This window comes from Sphaerisporangium sp. NPDC051011, from assembly GCF_040653595.1.
Lineage (GTDB): Bacteria > Actinomycetota > Actinomycetes > Streptosporangiales > Streptosporangiaceae > Sphaerisporangium.
In genome coordinates this window covers 85,560-99,967 of the sequence record NZ_JBFAGG010000009.1, presented here as the reverse complement: position 1 = coordinate 99,967, position 14,408 = coordinate 85,560, and the positions used below count along the sequence as shown (strand labels likewise).

The 14,408-nt window shown below is 71.8% G+C and carries 13 protein-coding genes; 8 read left to right on the top strand and 5 right to left on the bottom strand.

Annotated elements, in window-relative coordinates:
- Positions 1 to 196: 196 nt before the first annotated feature.
- Positions 197 to 718 carry a hypothetical protein gene (locus AB0H21_RS21745; protein WP_358519232.1) on the bottom strand — a complete coding sequence of 174 codons (522 nt, stop codon included), beginning with the start codon at positions 716 to 718 and terminating at the stop codon, positions 197 to 199.
- 115 nt (positions 719 to 833) lie between these two features.
- Here AB0H21_RS21745 and AB0H21_RS21740 point away from each other — a divergent pair, with 115 nt between their 5' ends.
- Positions 834 to 1,436, top strand: coding sequence for a TetR family transcriptional regulator (locus tag AB0H21_RS21740; protein WP_358519230.1), 603 nt, complete (start codon positions 834 to 836; stop codon positions 1,434 to 1,436).
- Between the two features lie 18 nt (positions 1,437 to 1,454).
- Here AB0H21_RS21740 and AB0H21_RS21735 read toward each other — a convergent pair whose 3' ends face one another.
- The 3 genes from AB0H21_RS21735 to AB0H21_RS21725 form a co-directional block, all read right to left on the bottom strand.
- Positions 1,455 to 2,783, bottom strand: coding sequence for a C40 family peptidase (locus AB0H21_RS21735; RefSeq protein WP_358519228.1), 1,329 nt, complete (start codon positions 2,781 to 2,783; stop codon positions 1,455 to 1,457).
- Positions 2,784 to 2,996: 213 nt separating this feature from the next.
- Entirely contained in the window at positions 2,997 to 3,497 is a 501-nt protein-coding gene (gene greA, locus AB0H21_RS21730; RefSeq protein ID WP_358519226.1) for a transcription elongation factor GreA, read from the bottom strand.
- 91 nt (positions 3,498 to 3,588) lie between these two features.
- Entirely contained in the window at positions 3,589 to 4,026 is a 438-nt protein-coding gene (locus AB0H21_RS21725; RefSeq protein WP_358519224.1) for a DUF4307 domain-containing protein, read from the bottom strand.
- A 132-nt stretch (positions 4,027 to 4,158) separates the two neighbouring features.
- On the opposite strand from AB0H21_RS21725, the gene mca reads away from it, so the two are divergent.
- From mca to AB0H21_RS21710, 3 genes are read left to right on the top strand one after another with little or no spacing between them, the layout of a single operon-like run.
- Entirely contained in the window at positions 4,159 to 5,043 is an 885-nt protein-coding gene (mca, locus tag AB0H21_RS21720) for a mycothiol conjugate amidase Mca (protein WP_358519222.1), read from the top strand.
- A 46-nt stretch (positions 5,044 to 5,089) separates the two neighbouring features.
- Positions 5,090 to 5,359 (top strand): hypothetical protein, encoded by a 270-nt coding sequence (locus AB0H21_RS21715; RefSeq protein ID WP_358519841.1) that lies wholly within the window; start codon positions 5,090 to 5,092, stop codon positions 5,357 to 5,359.
- Positions 5,356 to 5,730 carry a GNAT family N-acetyltransferase gene (locus tag AB0H21_RS21710; RefSeq protein ID WP_358519814.1) on the top strand — a complete coding sequence of 125 codons (375 nt, stop codon included), beginning with the start codon at positions 5,356 to 5,358 and terminating at the stop codon, positions 5,728 to 5,730. The genes AB0H21_RS21715 and AB0H21_RS21710 overlap by 4 nt, the downstream gene beginning before the upstream one ends.
- A gap of 48 nt (positions 5,731 to 5,778) precedes the next feature.
- Here AB0H21_RS21710 and AB0H21_RS21705 read toward each other — a convergent pair whose 3' ends face one another.
- Entirely contained in the window at positions 5,779 to 6,924 is a 1,146-nt protein-coding gene (locus AB0H21_RS21705) for a hypothetical protein (RefSeq protein ID WP_358519220.1), read from the bottom strand.
- Between the two features lie 191 nt (positions 6,925 to 7,115).
- On the opposite strand from AB0H21_RS21705, the gene AB0H21_RS21700 reads away from it, so the two are divergent.
- The 4 genes from AB0H21_RS21700 to AB0H21_RS21685 all read left to right on the top strand — a co-directional run bounded on the left by AB0H21_RS21700 (position 7,116) and on the right by AB0H21_RS21685 (position 13,842).
- Complete coding sequence (locus tag AB0H21_RS21700) at positions 7,116 to 7,742, top strand: hypothetical protein (RefSeq protein ID WP_358519217.1); 627 nt, start codon at positions 7,116 to 7,118, stop codon at positions 7,740 to 7,742.
- Between the two features lie 85 nt (positions 7,743 to 7,827).
- A complete protein-coding gene (locus AB0H21_RS21695) occupies positions 7,828 to 12,207 on the top strand; it encodes a cation-translocating P-type ATPase (protein ID WP_358519214.1) in 4,380 nt (1,459 codons plus the stop codon).
- Positions 12,208 to 12,658: 451 nt separating this feature from the next.
- Positions 12,659 to 13,357: a dihydrofolate reductase family protein gene (locus tag AB0H21_RS21690; protein ID WP_358519212.1), complete on the top strand. Its 699-nt coding sequence runs from the start codon at positions 12,659 to 12,661 to the stop codon at positions 13,355 to 13,357.
- Between the two features lie 11 nt (positions 13,358 to 13,368).
- Positions 13,369 to 13,842: a deaminase gene (locus AB0H21_RS21685; RefSeq protein ID WP_358519811.1), complete on the top strand. Its 474-nt coding sequence runs from the start codon at positions 13,369 to 13,371 to the stop codon at positions 13,840 to 13,842.
- The last annotated feature ends 566 nt before the right edge of the window (positions 13,843 to 14,408 follow it).

The following is a 14,408-nucleotide window of genomic DNA, read 5'->3' as shown; positions in this document are numbered from 1 at the left end:
CACCGCCCGCCACGCCGATCTTGGTGTCGTAGCAGGCAGAGGGCCGCGCATGGTGCCGGGCAGTCTACCCACGCTTTACCGGGTTAAAAGTGCGGGCCCCGGCCGCCGGGGGCACTGCCCACCGGGTTCCGGGGCCCGCATTGGTATAGGCCAATTCGAGTGGTCTAATCCTCTCGTGTCATTGGTTCAGTCCAATTCACGTATTCAGATCAGGGCCCTCGGAACGCACGCGATCCACGTGTTGAAGGGCATCGCGCAGGTCAGCGAGCCAGGTGTCGGTGTGGCTGCCCACGAGCCGCACGCACCACGCCAGCGCGTCGCTGCGGCTGCGCGCGACGCCCGCCGCGACGAGCGTGTCGAGCACGCGCCGCTCCTGCTGGCGCAGGCGGGTCATGACGGGGATGGAAAGGGTGGTGAACATCACTGTCTCGCCGCCGCAGGAGACCCCCCAGGAGACCTTGCGGCGGAAGCGGTGCTCGGCCTCCCGCGCGATCTCGATACGCCGCTCGCGGGTCTCCTCGCGGAAGCGCTGGATGTGACCGTCCAGCAGCGCCGCCCGCTCGGCCCCGGTGGCCTCCTCGGCCGCGGCCGGCACAGGCAGGGCGCCGACGACCGCGATCTCCTCGCGGTCGATGACGAACTCGTGCCGCCCGCCGAACCACTGCTCGGGCAGTCGCCCGGTGAACCATGACATGATCACTGATTCGTCCGTATCCATGTAATCGAGATTACACCTCGACACCGCACCATCAAGGGGCAGGGCGACGGTGGTCGGTGAGAGCGATCGGGGACGCCGGGAGCGCCATGGCCGCCGGTCACGCCACAATTGGGAGATGAGCTCACCTCCGCACACCGGCCTTCGTGAGCGTAAGAAGGCCAAGACCCGGCGGTCGATCCAGGACCACGCCATGCGGCTGTTCGCCGAGCAGGGCTACGACGCCACGACGATCGAGCAGATCGCCGAGGCCGCGGAGGTCTCGCCCAGCACGTTCTTCCGCTACTTCCCCACCAAGGAAGACGTCGTCATCCAGGACGACTACGACCCCCTGATCGCCGAGGCGTACCTGCGGCAGCCCGCGTCCCTCTCCCCACTGGAGGCGGTGCGGAAGGCGGTGAGCGAGGTCTTCACCGAGGTCTTCGCCGAGGACGAGCAGACGATCCTGCGGCGCATCCGGCTCATCTGGTCGATCCCGGCGCTGCGCTCCCGCATGGTGGAGGGCCAGATCGCCAGCATGACGATGCTCACCGACGTCGCCGCCCGGCGCACCGGCCGCTCCCCCGGCGACATGGAGGTGCGCGTGTTCGCGGGCGCGGTCATGGGCGCCTGGATCGTCGCCGTCGAGCGCTGGGTCGAACTGGAGGGCGCGCGGCCCCTCGCCGAGCTGATGGACGAGGTGCTGGTCTTCCTGGGCCGGGGCATGCCGCTCCAGCCCTGAACACCCGCGGGCGGCGCGTCAGCGGACGCGGGCGGCCACCCAGGGGCTCACCCGCACGACCCCGGCGAGGTTCCTGGTCGAGATCGGCGAGATCTTCACGACGTCGCCGGTGCGCGGCGCCTGCAGCATCTTGCCGTCGCCCCAGTAGATCGCGACGTGCGAGATGTACCCCGGGTTGGTGGGGTCGCTGCGCCAGAACAGCAGGTCGCCGGGCTGGGCCTGGGCCAGCGGGATCTGCGGGCCGGTCACCCACTGCTGGTGGGTGACCCGCGGCATCCGCACCCCGGCCTGCCCGAACGCCCACTGCACGAGCCCGGAGCAGTCGAAGGTGTCCGGCCCCTCGGCGCCCCAGACGTACGGCCGGCCGAGCTTGCTCGCGGCGGCGGTGAGCGCGACGCGGATCTGGTCGGGCGACATGAACGCGCTGACCGGCCAGGTGGTGCGGGCCTGGGTGGGACGCGCGAGCACCGGGTTGATCAGCGCGACCTGGGTGCCCTTCGGCAAGGCTTTGAGGATCGCCAGCCGCAGCTTCTCCAGGTCGACCCCGGGCGCGCTCACGACCATCGCGTTGCCCTCGGGGATGCCGAGGGCGCGCGCGGTCTGCTGGGAGACCACGGCGTTGATCAGGCCCATGCCCATGGTCGCGTACGCGCCGACGCGCATCTTCGTGCCGCCCGCGTCGAGCGTCGACCCGAGCACCACGCCGCCGTCGCTGCCGAGCACGAAGGACACCGCGACGTCCCCGGCGGCGACGCTGTTCCACAGCGCGTCCGACCTGGCCGTGGAGCGCGGGGTGTAGGCGCGGAACGTCGAGGGGTTCACGCCCATGGTCTGCACGCGCTTGCCGCCCATCATGACGTCGGCCGCGTCGGTGACCTCGACGGACTTGACGCCCTTGTACGCGTTGACGGCGCGGACGGCGGCCACCGGCAGCGTGCGGCGCGAGACCACGAACAGGTCGGGCGCGCGCAGCCCTGCCAGCGGCGCCACCATGGGCCTCGTGGGCCCGACGGGAAGCTCGCCGGCCGCGGCGACGTACCCCTCGCGCCGGGGCACCGAGTCGCGGGGAGCGGTCGCGGCCACCACGTCGGGCTGCCGCTTGTTCAGCTCGCCGATGACCACCAGGTCGACGGCGAGGACGGTGACCAGCCCCACCGCGATCAGCGGCACCGTACGGCGCAGCCACCGGGACGGGAGCCGGCGCGGCGTGGGCTGGAGGCCGGGGTGGAAGCTCAGGTCCTCGCGGACCTCCGCGAGCGCGCCGCCGAGCTGGTCACGGACGCCGCTCAGCACGCGGACGAGGCTCTTTCGGACGACGGTCGAGCCACGCGGTCGCCGATCGAGCACGTTCCCCCCATACAGCCTGATCTCAGCACAAGCCGGTCAATGCCTGATTCTTGCGGACTCTGTCGCCGATGTCCGGAGTTCACCCTAAACAGTCTTGGTCCGCCGGAGCCATGCTCCGGCGGACCAAGTTACCCGGCCCCAGCCGTCGGACCAGGCCCGGGGCAGCTGTGGGAAGCCACGGAACTCCGCGAGAAACGGCGCCCCCGCCCGCGCTCAGCCGCCGATGTAGGGGACGGCCTCGAGGATCTCGACGGTGTTCGACCTGCCGTTGGGCATCGTGTACGTGGCCTTCTCTCCGATCTTCTTGCCGTTGATCGCGGCACCGAGCGGCGACTTCGGCGAGTAGACGTCGATCGGCGCGCCGCTCTCCTCACGCGAGGCGAGCAGGAACGTCACTTCGTCGTCGTCACCGTCGAACCGGATCGTCACGGTCATACCGGGGCCGACAACGCCCTCGGCCCGGGGGGCCTCGCCCACCCTGGCCTGGTCGAGAAGCTGGCGGAGCTGGAGGATGCGGCCCTCCATCTTGCCCTGCTCCTCCTTCGCGGCGTGGTAACCGCCGTTCTCCTTGAGGTCGCCCTCTTCGCGGGCGGCTTCGATCTTCTTGGCGATGTCGACACGCCCGGGTCCCGAGAGATACTCAAACTCCGACTTCAGACGGTCGTACGCCTCCTGCGTCAGCCAGGTGACGTTCTCTTCGCGGGAGTCGACCACGGGTTCTCCTTGCGTACTCGTGAGAGTTGCGAGCGTTCGAATTGGGGGAGACTAACAAATTAACCCGCCCCCGAACGCTTTCCCAAAAGTCTCATTGTACGAGATAGCAGTACTGCACGTCGCCCGAAGTCGCGCGCGCGCTTGTCTGCACGCGCTCGGTCAGCCGGACATCGGACTGCCCGCGGGGGAGGGTGACGCTTCTGGTGCCCACCTCGACGTGCTCGGTGTCGGTCGCCCGCAGCCGGCACTCCGCCTCGCGGTCGGCCGGCTTGTGCGCCTGGAAGGTCACCGTCAACGAACCGGGCCCCTCGACCTCGAAGGCGATCACCTCGGTGAGCACCTCGGGGTTCCCCTTGGCGGACATCATGACATAGCCCCAGCCGCCCATGGCCGCGACCACGATGACGGCGACGACCGCGAAGAACAGGGATCGCCCGACCCGCCCGCCTCGTCCGGGACGCTCCCTGAAGGAGTCAGGGGTGCCCAGCACCGGCCCGTCCGCACGCGAACCGGTACCTCTTTCGGACATGGCGGAATCTCCCAGCGGTCTCCGGACGTTGCACGAGACAATTGTCCCCCGCGGGGCGACCGCCCTCCGCGCCGCCCCAAGAGAAAATAACCTCTCTTGAGAGCTGTCCTGGACACTTGAGGAGACCGAGCCGTGGTTGCACCCCTGAGGTTGCTGGCCGTACACGCGCACCCAGACGACGAGTCGAGCAAGGGGGCCGCGACGATGGCCCGCTACGCCGCCGAGGGCGTCGACGTGCTGGTCGTCACGTGTACCGGCGGTGAACGCGGCTCGATCCTGAACCCCAAGATGGACCGGCCCGACGTCCTCGAGAACATCACCGAGGTGCGCCGCCAGGAGATGGAGAAGGCCCGCGAGATCCTCGGCGTGCGGCAGTCCTTCCTCGGCTTCGTCGACTCCGGCCTGCCCGAGGACGAGAACGAGCCGCTGCCCGAGGGGTGCTTCGGGCTGCAGCCGGTCGAGATCGCGGCGGCCCCGCTGGTGAAGGCCGTCCGCGAGTTCAGGCCCCAGGTGATCCTCACCTACGACGACGACGGCGGCTACCCGCACCCCGACCACATCATGACCAACAAGATCTCGGTCGTGGCCTTCGAGGCGGCGGGCGACCCGGACCGCTACCCGGAGCTGGGCGAGCCGTGGCAGCCGCTGAAGCTCTACTACCACATGGGCTTCACCCGGGCCCGGTTCGAGGCCCTGCACACGGCCATGACCGACCGCGGCATCGGCTCCCCGTACGCCGACTGGATCTCCCGCTGGGAGGACCGCCCGCAGAAGTGGGAGGTCACCACCCGCGTCCACTGCGGCGACTTCTTCGAGGTGCGCGACCTGGCGCTGCTCGCCCACGCCACCCAGGTCGACCCGGACGGCACCTGGTTCGTGTGCCCGCGCGACCTCCAGCGCGAGGTCTGGCCCACCGAGGACTACCACCTGGCCCGCTCGCTGGTCGACACCGAGCTGCCGGAGAAGGATCTGTTCGCGGGCATCCACACCGACGAGGTCGCGTCCGCCCGCCACTGACGGAGGTACTGACGGGAGCCCGGCCACCGGGTGGCAGACTTGACGGGTGACAGATTTCACCGCACTCGCGGCCGCCGCCGCGCCGGCCGCGCCGGTCGGGCCCGGGCTCCTCGGCTTCCTGGTGGTCGCGGCCATCGGCGTCGCGTTGTACTTCCTGGTGAAGTCGATGAACCGCCAGATCTCCAAGATCGAGGTTCCGCACGAGGAAGATCTGGCCAAGCGCGAGGCGTCCGAGCCGGCGCCGGGGCCCGAGTCCGCGTCCACGTCCACGCCCGGCGAGTCCGGGTCCGGGCGCAGGGCCGACGGCACCCACTGAGGCATCGTCCCACCCCCGAGGCCGTCCTACCTGAGAGGGAGCCGTCCATGGAGCATGCGGTCGAAGTCGCCGACAACGCCGAGGCCAGGCGATTCGAGATCCGGGTCGACGGAAATCTGGCCGGGTTCGCCGATTACCGCCTGCGCGCCGATCGAATGATCTTCACGCACACCGAGATCGGCGACGAGTACGAGGGCCACGGGCTCGGCAGCCGCCTGATCCGCGTGGCGCTCGACGGCGCGCGCGACACCGGCCTGAAGGTCGTGGCGCTCTGCCCCTTCGTCGCGCGCTACATCGAGCGGCACCCGGAGTACCAGGACCTGCTGGCCGAGAACCCGCCGGAGGCCGAGGCCGCCGCACCGGCTCACTGACCCGCGCCGGCCACGACCCGGGGCCGGACGAGAGCCGGGCTCGGACGCTCAGCTCGGGGACCAGGCCAGTTCCAGCGCCTTCGGCAGGCCCCACCAGCCGAGCGGGGTGAGGATCCCCCGCTGGTCCACGATGCCGAGCCGTTTCCACAGCGGCATCACCGAGGTGAACAGCTCCTCGGTGGTCCGCAGGTCCTCGGGGTCGTCCATCTCGACGTCGATGTCCTCGGACTCGGCGACGAACCGGGCGATCCGCTCCGGGGAGGCGAGGACGCCGGGCCCGCGCCGGACGAGCGCCGTCACGGCGGCGAGCCAGTCGGCGTGGTGGATCGTGCACAGCGCGGCCAGCGCGGCGTCCTCCTCGCTGAGCTCGGCCTGCAGGTTCCAGAACTGGTGGGCGTCCTCGTCCTGCAGGTCGGAGACCGGGCTGGCGATGCCCGCCGCCACCGTCAGCCACAGCTCGGTGTCGTTCTCGGGCAGCGGCTCGTCGTCGATGCCGGCGCAGGCCCTGAGCACCGAGCCGGGGTAGCCGGGCTCGTCGAGCAGGACGCGCAGCCGCCGCGCGGCGTCCCGCAGGTCGTCGGACGGCAGGTCGGGCTCGGGCAGGTCGGCGAGCACCCGCCGCAGCTCGCTGAGGGCGAACGCCTCCTCCTCGTCCCAGGTGGCGAACAGCCCTTCCTCCAGCTCGTCGTTGACCGCCGAACCGGGCACCCGGCCGTCGGGCAGGGGCGAGATCAGCCAGCGGTCCTGGATGTCCTCGTACACCTCGCGGGCTGCGGTGTCGCCGGACGCGAGGCGGTCGGGGTCAATGTGCCCGCCGGCGACCTGGTCCTCCAGGTGGGCGACGAGCCGGTCGTGCAGCTCCGAGGCCACCGGCCCGCGTTCGCCCTCCTCGGGCCAGACGAAGTAGGCGCGGGTGATCAGGATCGGCTCGGTGCCGGTCGCCTCCAGCCACCGCTGGACGTCCCCCACCGTGGCCACGCCCATCTCGATGGACGCCAGGGTGGCCTTCGCCGAGTCCCAGAACCGGGCCGACAGCGGGTTACCGGCCGCCAGCATCGCCCGGCGGAGGTCGGGAAGGGCCACCAGCGCCTGGCCGGTGGGCACGGCGAGCAGGGCCCGCGCGATGTCCCGCCTGGTCAGGCGGCCCGGGGGGCGGCCCGCGTACTCACACACGAAGTCGAGATCCAGCCTCACGCCCTCTGAGATTACGCTCATGGCGGCGAACGCGACAGCGTCACACCCTCGGTTGGCACGACGCGCGCCCCGGAGGCGGCCTTTCCGCTTGACCAAGAATTTGGAAGGACGGGATGAAAGGCCCTTGTGATGGCCCTTGAGCTGGGCAGGAGGTGAAATGAGGTATTTCCTCGCACCTTGAGGAGGGGGCTATGACCGTGACCCAGACGTCACGCACCGGTCGAACAGGCACGCCGTCGGCGGCCGAACACGATGGCGACCTGTTCAGTATGGACACGCCGGTCGTCAGCGTGAGCGTCCACCGGCCCCACATGCCGAGAATGCCGCGCTTGATGGGCGGGACACGGCGCCGCGGCCAGGAAATGAACCGGGCCATGGAGACCGCCAGGACCTTCCTCCCGCCGCCCGAGCGCATCGCCTACTACGGCGGGCTCGGCCTGCTCGCGGCCGTCGGCCTGCTGGAGTGGCCCGTGGCCGCCGCAATCGGGGCCGGCACGCTGATCGCCCAGCGCGCCTGCGCCGCCGCGGCCAAGGGGGCCGAGCGCAAGCCGTCCGAAGCGGCGGCGCGGCCGTCCACGACCACCGGCGCGCGGACCACCACCACCGGCAGGTCCACGAGCAGGACGACGCGTGGCACCACGCGCGCGACGACCTCCCGCGCGGGGACGCGGGCCGCGTCACGTACGACCGGCACCACACCCCGGTCCACGCGCGCCACCGGGAGCACGTCCTCGCGCAGCACCGGCGCCACGGCGTCGCGTAACGCCGCCGCCACCCAGAAATCCGACACTTCGCCGGAGAGGCGTCCAAGCGCCTGACCTGGGCACACTTATGATCGAACGATCAGACCGCGGGCCCGACGCGGTCTGATCGCTGTATTGGCACCGGGCTCCCGGAGGCGTCGTGTTCCTGCTGCGTGAACTCAGGGGTCCGGTCTCAGCGCTGGCCTCTCTGCTCCCCGGACCGGTCCGGGGGCTGCTGCCCGGCACCCGGCGGGTCCACGACTGCGCGGGCGGCGTGCGCGTCGAGCTGCGCCACGCCGGCGGCCCCGGAGGCGCCGCCGCGGCCCGCGCCCTCGAAGAACGGCTGTGCGAGATCGGCGGGGCCGAGCGCGCGGAGGTCAACGGGGCGATGGGCTTCGTGTTCGTGGCATGCGACCCCAAGTCCATCGACACCGGGAAGCTCCTGGCGATCGTGGACGAGATGGACGTCGCCGAGGAGGCCGATGACGTGCCGTGTACGGCGCGCCACGGGGCCGACCACCACGCCCGCGCGCTCATAGAGCTCGGCGCGAGCGTCGCGGGCGTGGGCATGACGGTCGTCGGCCGGATCACGCGCGTGGCCAAGGCGCCCGCCGCGCTGCCCGCGCTTCTGCAACTCGCCGAGGCCACCCCGCGCGTCCGGAGCGAGCTGGAGCGCCGCGTCGGGCGTCCCACCGCGAACCTGATGTTCGCCACCACGCGCTTCACGGCCCAGACGATCGCGCTGCGGCCGTTCGGACTGGTCATCGACTCCGTCGCCGCCGCCGGACGCCTGACCGAGGCGCGCGCGGGCGTGCGGGCGTGGAAGAGCATGGAGGGCCGGTTCGCCGCCAAGAAGGGCTCCTACCGCCACATCCGGGCCGCCACCACCCCGCGCCCCGTCCCCCTGCCCTCCGGGCCGATCGAGCGGTACGCCGACTCGCTCAGCGTCGGCGCGCTGGCGTCCTACGGTGTCACCGCCGCCGTCGGCGCCGACCGGGAGCGCGCGCTCGCGATGCTCGTCTCGGCGACGCCCAGGGCCGCCAGGCTCGGCCGGGAGGCGTTCGTCACCACCGTGGGCCGCGCCGCCGCGACACGCGACGCCCTGGTGCTGGACCGCGACGCGCTGCGCGGCATGGACCGCGTCGACACGGTGGTCTTCGACGCCGACGTGCTGACGGCCGCCACCTGGACCGTCCACGAAGTGATCACCCTGGGCTCCGGCGTGGACGTGGACGAACTGCACGCCCGCATCTACACCATGCTCGAAGGCGCGGACGCCACCGTACGCCACGAACGGGACGGCTGGGCCGCCGAGCCGCTCGCCGCGATGCCGGCGGGGGCGCCGCACTGGAGCGACAAGGGCGTCCGGCCCGTCGCCGTCACCTTCGAGGGCCGGAACATGGCCTACGTCGGCGTCGTCCCCGAGGTGCGTCCGTACGCCGAGGCGCTGGTCGGCGCGGCCCGTGGAACGTGCCGCGTGGTGCTGGCGGGCGGCGACCCGAGCCTCCCCTGGCGGCTCGGCGTCGAGGCGTTCACCGAGGGCGGCGACCGGCTGGCCTCGTCGGTACGCGCCCTCCAGCGGGACGGGCACGGCGTCGCGGTGGTGGCCCACCGCGCGCGCCGCGGGCTGCGCGAGGCCGACCTCGGCATCGGCGTGCTGGCCGAGTCCGGGCGCCCGCCGTGGGACGCGGACGTGTTCGGCGGGCCCGACGTCGCCTACCTGCTGCTGCGGGCCCTCGCCCCCGCGCGGGCCGCCAGCCGGCGCGGCATGAAGGTCTCCGCCGCCGGGGCCGCGCTCGGGGCCGGGCTCACGCTGCTCGCCCCCGCCGCCGGATCGGTGCGCCGGGTGCAGCTCGCCGGCGACTGCGCGTCGATGGTCGCGCTGGCCACGGGCGCGTGGTCGGCCCGCGACCTCGGCCGCCTCGGGCTGCCCGAATACCCCGACCGCACGCCCTGGCACGCCCTGCCCGCCACCGACGTGCTGGAACGCCTGTCCTCCACCGTCCACGGGCTCACCCAGGAGGAAGCCGTCCGCCGCAGGAGCGCCTCCCGGACCCGGCGGAAGACCGGACCCCCGTCCCTGCTGCGCGCGACCGCCGAGGAGCTCGCCAACCCGCTCACGCCCGTGCTGGCCACCGCGGCGGGGGTGTCGGCGTCGGTGGGGTCCGCCCTGGACGCCGTGCTCATCGCGGGCGTACTGGCCGTCAACGGGCTGATCGGCGGCGCCCAGCGCAACAACGCCGACCGCGCGCTGCACCGCCTGACCGGCGCCACCGCGATCCCCGTGCGCGTGCGCCGCCCGTCGGGGACGGAGTCCGCCACGGCCGACGACCTCGTGCCCGGCGACGTCATCGAACTGCGCTCGGGCGACGCCGTTCCCGCCGACTGCCGGGTGCTCAAGGCCCGGGGACTGGAGGTCGACGAGGCGCCGCTGACCGGCGAGTCGCAGCTCGTCGCCAAGTCCGTCCTGCCGACCGCCGCGCTCGCGGTGGCCGACCGCTGCTCCATGGTCTACCAGGGGACGACCGTGGCGGCGGGCTACTGCCTGGCCGTGGTCGTCGCCACCGGCACGGCGACCGAGGCGCGGCGCGCCGCCGAGTTCGAGGACGTCCAGGCGCCGCCGACCGGCGTCGAGCTGCGGCTGCGCGCGCTGAGCAGGCAGATCATGCCGGTCGCGATAGGGTCTGGCGTCCTGTTGATGGCCACCAACCTGATGCGCCGCTCCCCCATCGCCGGAGCGCTCGCCCCGGCGGTCAACCTCGCCGTCGCCGCCGTCCCCGAAGGACTGCCGTTCATCGCCACCGTGGCCGAGCTCGCCGCCGCCAAACGGCTGTCGGCGCACGAGGCGCTCGTCCGCAACCCCTCGACCATCGAGGCGCTCGGACGGGTCGAGGTGCTGTGCTTCGACAAGACCGGCACCCTCACCCAGGGGCACATCAGCCTGCGCAGCATCTCCGACGGCCGCGTGGAGCTCCCCGCCGAGAACCTGCCGCCCGAGTTCCGGCGCATCCTGGCGGCGGCGCTGCGCGCGGGCCCGAACCTCGACGGCGAGCGCGTCGTCCCGCACCTCACCGACCGCGCGGTCGTCAACGGGGCCGAGAAGCTCGGGGTCGACCCCACCGAGGGGCTTCCCGGCTGGCATCGGATCGCCGAGCTGCCGTTCGAGTCCGCGCGGGGCTACCACGCCGTGCTGGGCACGACCGAGCCCGGCGACCCGCCGCCGACCCGCACGCGACGGCCCTCGCGGCCGGGTTCGGGGCAGCCGCACGTGCTCACCGTGAAGGGCGCGCCCGAGGTCGTGGTCACGCGCTGCACGACGATGCTCAGCGACGGGCAGGTGGCGCCCCTCGACGACGAGGCCGCCACGTCCCTCGCCAAGGAGGTCGACCGGCTCGCCCAGCAGGGCTACCGCGTGCTCGCCGTCGCCGAGCGGGCCGCGTCCAGCCGTCGCGATCTGGACGAATCGCGCATCGACGGGCTGTGCTTCCTCGGCTTCCTCGGGCTCGCCGACCCGGTCCGGCCCACCGCGGCGCGCAGCGTCGAGCGGCTCGCCCGCGCGGGCGTCCGCGTCGTCATGATCACCGGAGACCACCCGAGCACGGCCGAGGCCATCGCGGCCGAGCTGAACCTCCAAGGCGACCTGCGCGTGATGACCGGCCCGCAGCTCGACCGGGTGGACGACGCCGCGCTGGCCGCGCTGCTGCCGGACGTCTCCGTCTTCGCCCGGGTCACCCCCGCGCACAAGGCGCGCATCGTCGCGGGCCTCCAGCGGGCGGGCAAGGTCGTCGCCGTGACCGGGGACGGCGCCAACGACGCCCCGGCCATCCGGCTCGCCGACGTCGGCGTCGCGCTCGGCTCCCGCGCCACCCCGGCCGCGCGCGCCTCCGCGGACGTCGTCGTCACCGACGACCGCATCGAGACGATCGTGGAGGCCATCGTCGAGGGGCGGGCCATGTGGAGCTCGGTCCGCGACGCGCTCGGCATCCTGCTCGGCGGCAACCTCGGCGAGATCGTCTTCACCGTCGGGTCCAACCTGGTCGCCGGGCGCAACACCCTGAACGCCCGCCAGTTGCTGCTGGTCAACCTGCTGACCGACATGCTGCCCGCGCTCGCCGTCGCCATACGCCCGCCGAGCGCGACGAGCCCCGAGACGCTGCTGTCCGAGGGACCGGAGGCGTCACTCGGCGACGCGCTCACCCGGGACATCTACACCCGGGCCGCGGCCACCGCGGCGGCGGCCTCGATGTCGTGGGCCCTCGCCCGCGTCACGGGCACGGCCACGCGCGCCGACACGGTCGGGCTGATCGGCCTGGTGTCGGCCCAGCTCGCGCAGACGCTGGCAGCCGGGGGCAGGGACCGGACGGTTCTGCTCGCGGCGTCGATGTCGCTGGTGTCCCTGTTCGTGGTGATCTCCGTGCCCGGGCTCAGCCACATGTTCGGCTGCCGGCCGATCGGGCCTGTGGGCTGGGGAATCGGGCTCGCCAGCGGGACGGTGGCGGGCGTTGTGACGCGGCTGGGGGGCTCGTCCGGGGACCACTGACGCGGAGTCACCATACGTTCACCAAACAGTCACCTCAAATGGGACAAATCACTGCATACATCCCGCATTATGGATGAAGCACCCCTAAATCCCTGTGAGGTTACCGTGTACAGCTTCCTTGCCACCGTCCTCGCCAAGGCCGCCATGCTGGTAGTGGAGGCCGTGGTGATCCGCCTCGTCCAAACCTGGCTCGACAAGGCCACCACCGCCACCGCCTAACCCTGGGGCCACCCTCCCTCTCTCCCCACACAGCCCCAATTGGGCGCCGCGACGGTGATAGGGACGACGGCGAAATCGGCGCCTGGTGCGGCGGTCGCCCGGGCGTACGGTCGTGGACGCCGCGCGTCCCGGCTCGTCCCAGGGATCGGCGTCCCGCGCGAAGAGCGGGTCACGTGCTCTGCCGGCCCTGGAAAGGTCCATGATGGTAGGCATCCGTCGTGGAGGTTCTCGGTTGGCGAAGCGCCCGTACGTCCTGCTGTCGGTCGCGATGTCGATCGACGGCTACATCGACGACTCCTCGGACGCGCCGCTCGCGCTGTCCAACCAGGCAGACTTCGACCGCGTGGACGAGGTCCGAGCCGGATGTGACGCCATCCTCGTGGGGGCGGGGACGATCCGCGCCGACGACCCCCGGCTGCTCGTACGCTCTCCGGCCCAGCGGGCGGACCGCGTCGCCCGCGGGCTCACCGAGACGCCCCTGAAGGTCACCATCACCCGCGACGGCGACCTGGATCCGGGCCGCCGCTTCTTCTCCCTCGGCGACGTCGAGAAGATCGTGTACGCCACGAGCCCCTGCGCGGACAAGGCCCGCGACCGCCTGGCGGACGTCGCCACCATCGTGGACGCCGGCGACCCGCTCGACCTCCCTGCCATCCTGTCCGACCTTTCGGAGCGCGGCGTCACCCGCCTCATGGTCGAGGGCGGCCAGGCCGTCCACACCCTCTTCCTGACCTCAGGCCTGGTCGACGAACTCCACCTTGTCATCGCCCCTTTCTTCGTCGGCGACTCCAGGGCGACGCGCTTCGTCACCGATGGCGCCTTCCCTCACAACCCGGCCAACCCCATGACCTTGGCCGAGGCCCGCCCGATCGGCGACGTCGTCCTCCTCCGCTACCTGCCCGCCGACCACACCTCCGACCGGCCGCGATGACCGACGAACCGATGACCGCGAACCCGCCTGAGTACGACACCGAGGCCGACCTGCGGTGGCTGAACAAGTGCGTAGAGCTCTCTCGCCGCTGTCCCAGGTCCTTCACCGCGTTCGCCGTGGGATCGGTCATCGTCGGCGGCGAAGGCGGCGTCCTCGCGACCGGCTACTCCCGTGAGACCGCCCCGCACGACCACGCCGAGGAAGCCGCCCTGGCCAAGCTCGCCCCCGACGACCCCCGCCTGGCCACGGCCACGATCTACACGTCCCTGGAACCCTGCACCACCCGCGCGTCCCGCCCCCGTAGCTGCACGGCCCTGATCCTCGCCGCCGGCATCCCCCGCGTCGTCTACGCCTGGCAGGAACCGACCCTCTTCGCCGACTGCACCGGCACCGAAACCCTCGAAGCGGCAGGCGTACAAGTCACCCAATACCCAGAACTGACCCCCGCCGCCCGCGAACCGAACACCCACCTGTTCAGTGCGTGATGATGAACGGTGTGATCAACCAACTCTTCCGAGGACACGAAAACTTGGAAAGAGCGCTCACCAAAGAAATACGGTTCCAATCAGTCGCGTCGTCTCTCAGCACCTTCTCGGGTGCGGGATCGGCATGGTCGTCGAGGCGGGATGGCTGGGGCGAGACGCTCGTGGCATGGGTGACATGCGGTTAAGCTGCATCGAAGCCATGCGCGACCTGAGAGATCATCGCAAGGGAGTAGTACGAGGATGTACAAGGAGTTCGCGATCGAGGCCATCATGTGGCTGATCCCCATCGTCATCTTGATCGGCATTGCCCTCATGGTCACCGCCGGCTGACCACCCCCGCGATCCCGAGAACTTCAGCCGAAGACGGCGCCCCGCCACCCGAGCGGCGCCGTCTTCGCCGTTTTCACGGTCAACGCGATTCACATCAAGGCGTCGAGGTCGTCATCAGCCATGTCCGGACCTCGCTCACGGTCCCAGGCGAGGGCTGCCCGATCATCTGACCGGTCCCGGCACCAGTGTGGCCGGGCGCTCGGCGTGAGCGCCCGGCCACGTGGCCGTCCGGACGG

Coding starts and splice junctions, on each gene's coding strand:
- AB0H21_RS21745 (WP_358519232.1), bottom strand. CDS start 718: ATGGATACGGACGAATCAGTGATCATGTCATGGTTCACCGGGCGACTG.
- AB0H21_RS21740 (WP_358519230.1), top strand. CDS start 834: ATGAGCTCACCTCCGCACACCGGCCTTCGTGAGCGTAAGAAGGCCAAG.
- AB0H21_RS21725 (WP_358519224.1), bottom strand. CDS start 4,026: ATGTCCGAAAGAGGTACCGGTTCGCGTGCGGACGGGCCGGTGCTGGGC.
- AB0H21_RS21700 (WP_358519217.1), top strand. CDS start 7,116: ATGACCGTGACCCAGACGTCACGCACCGGTCGAACAGGCACGCCGTCG.
- AB0H21_RS21685 (WP_358519811.1), top strand. CDS start 13,369: ATGACCGCGAACCCGCCTGAGTACGACACCGAGGCCGACCTGCGGTGG.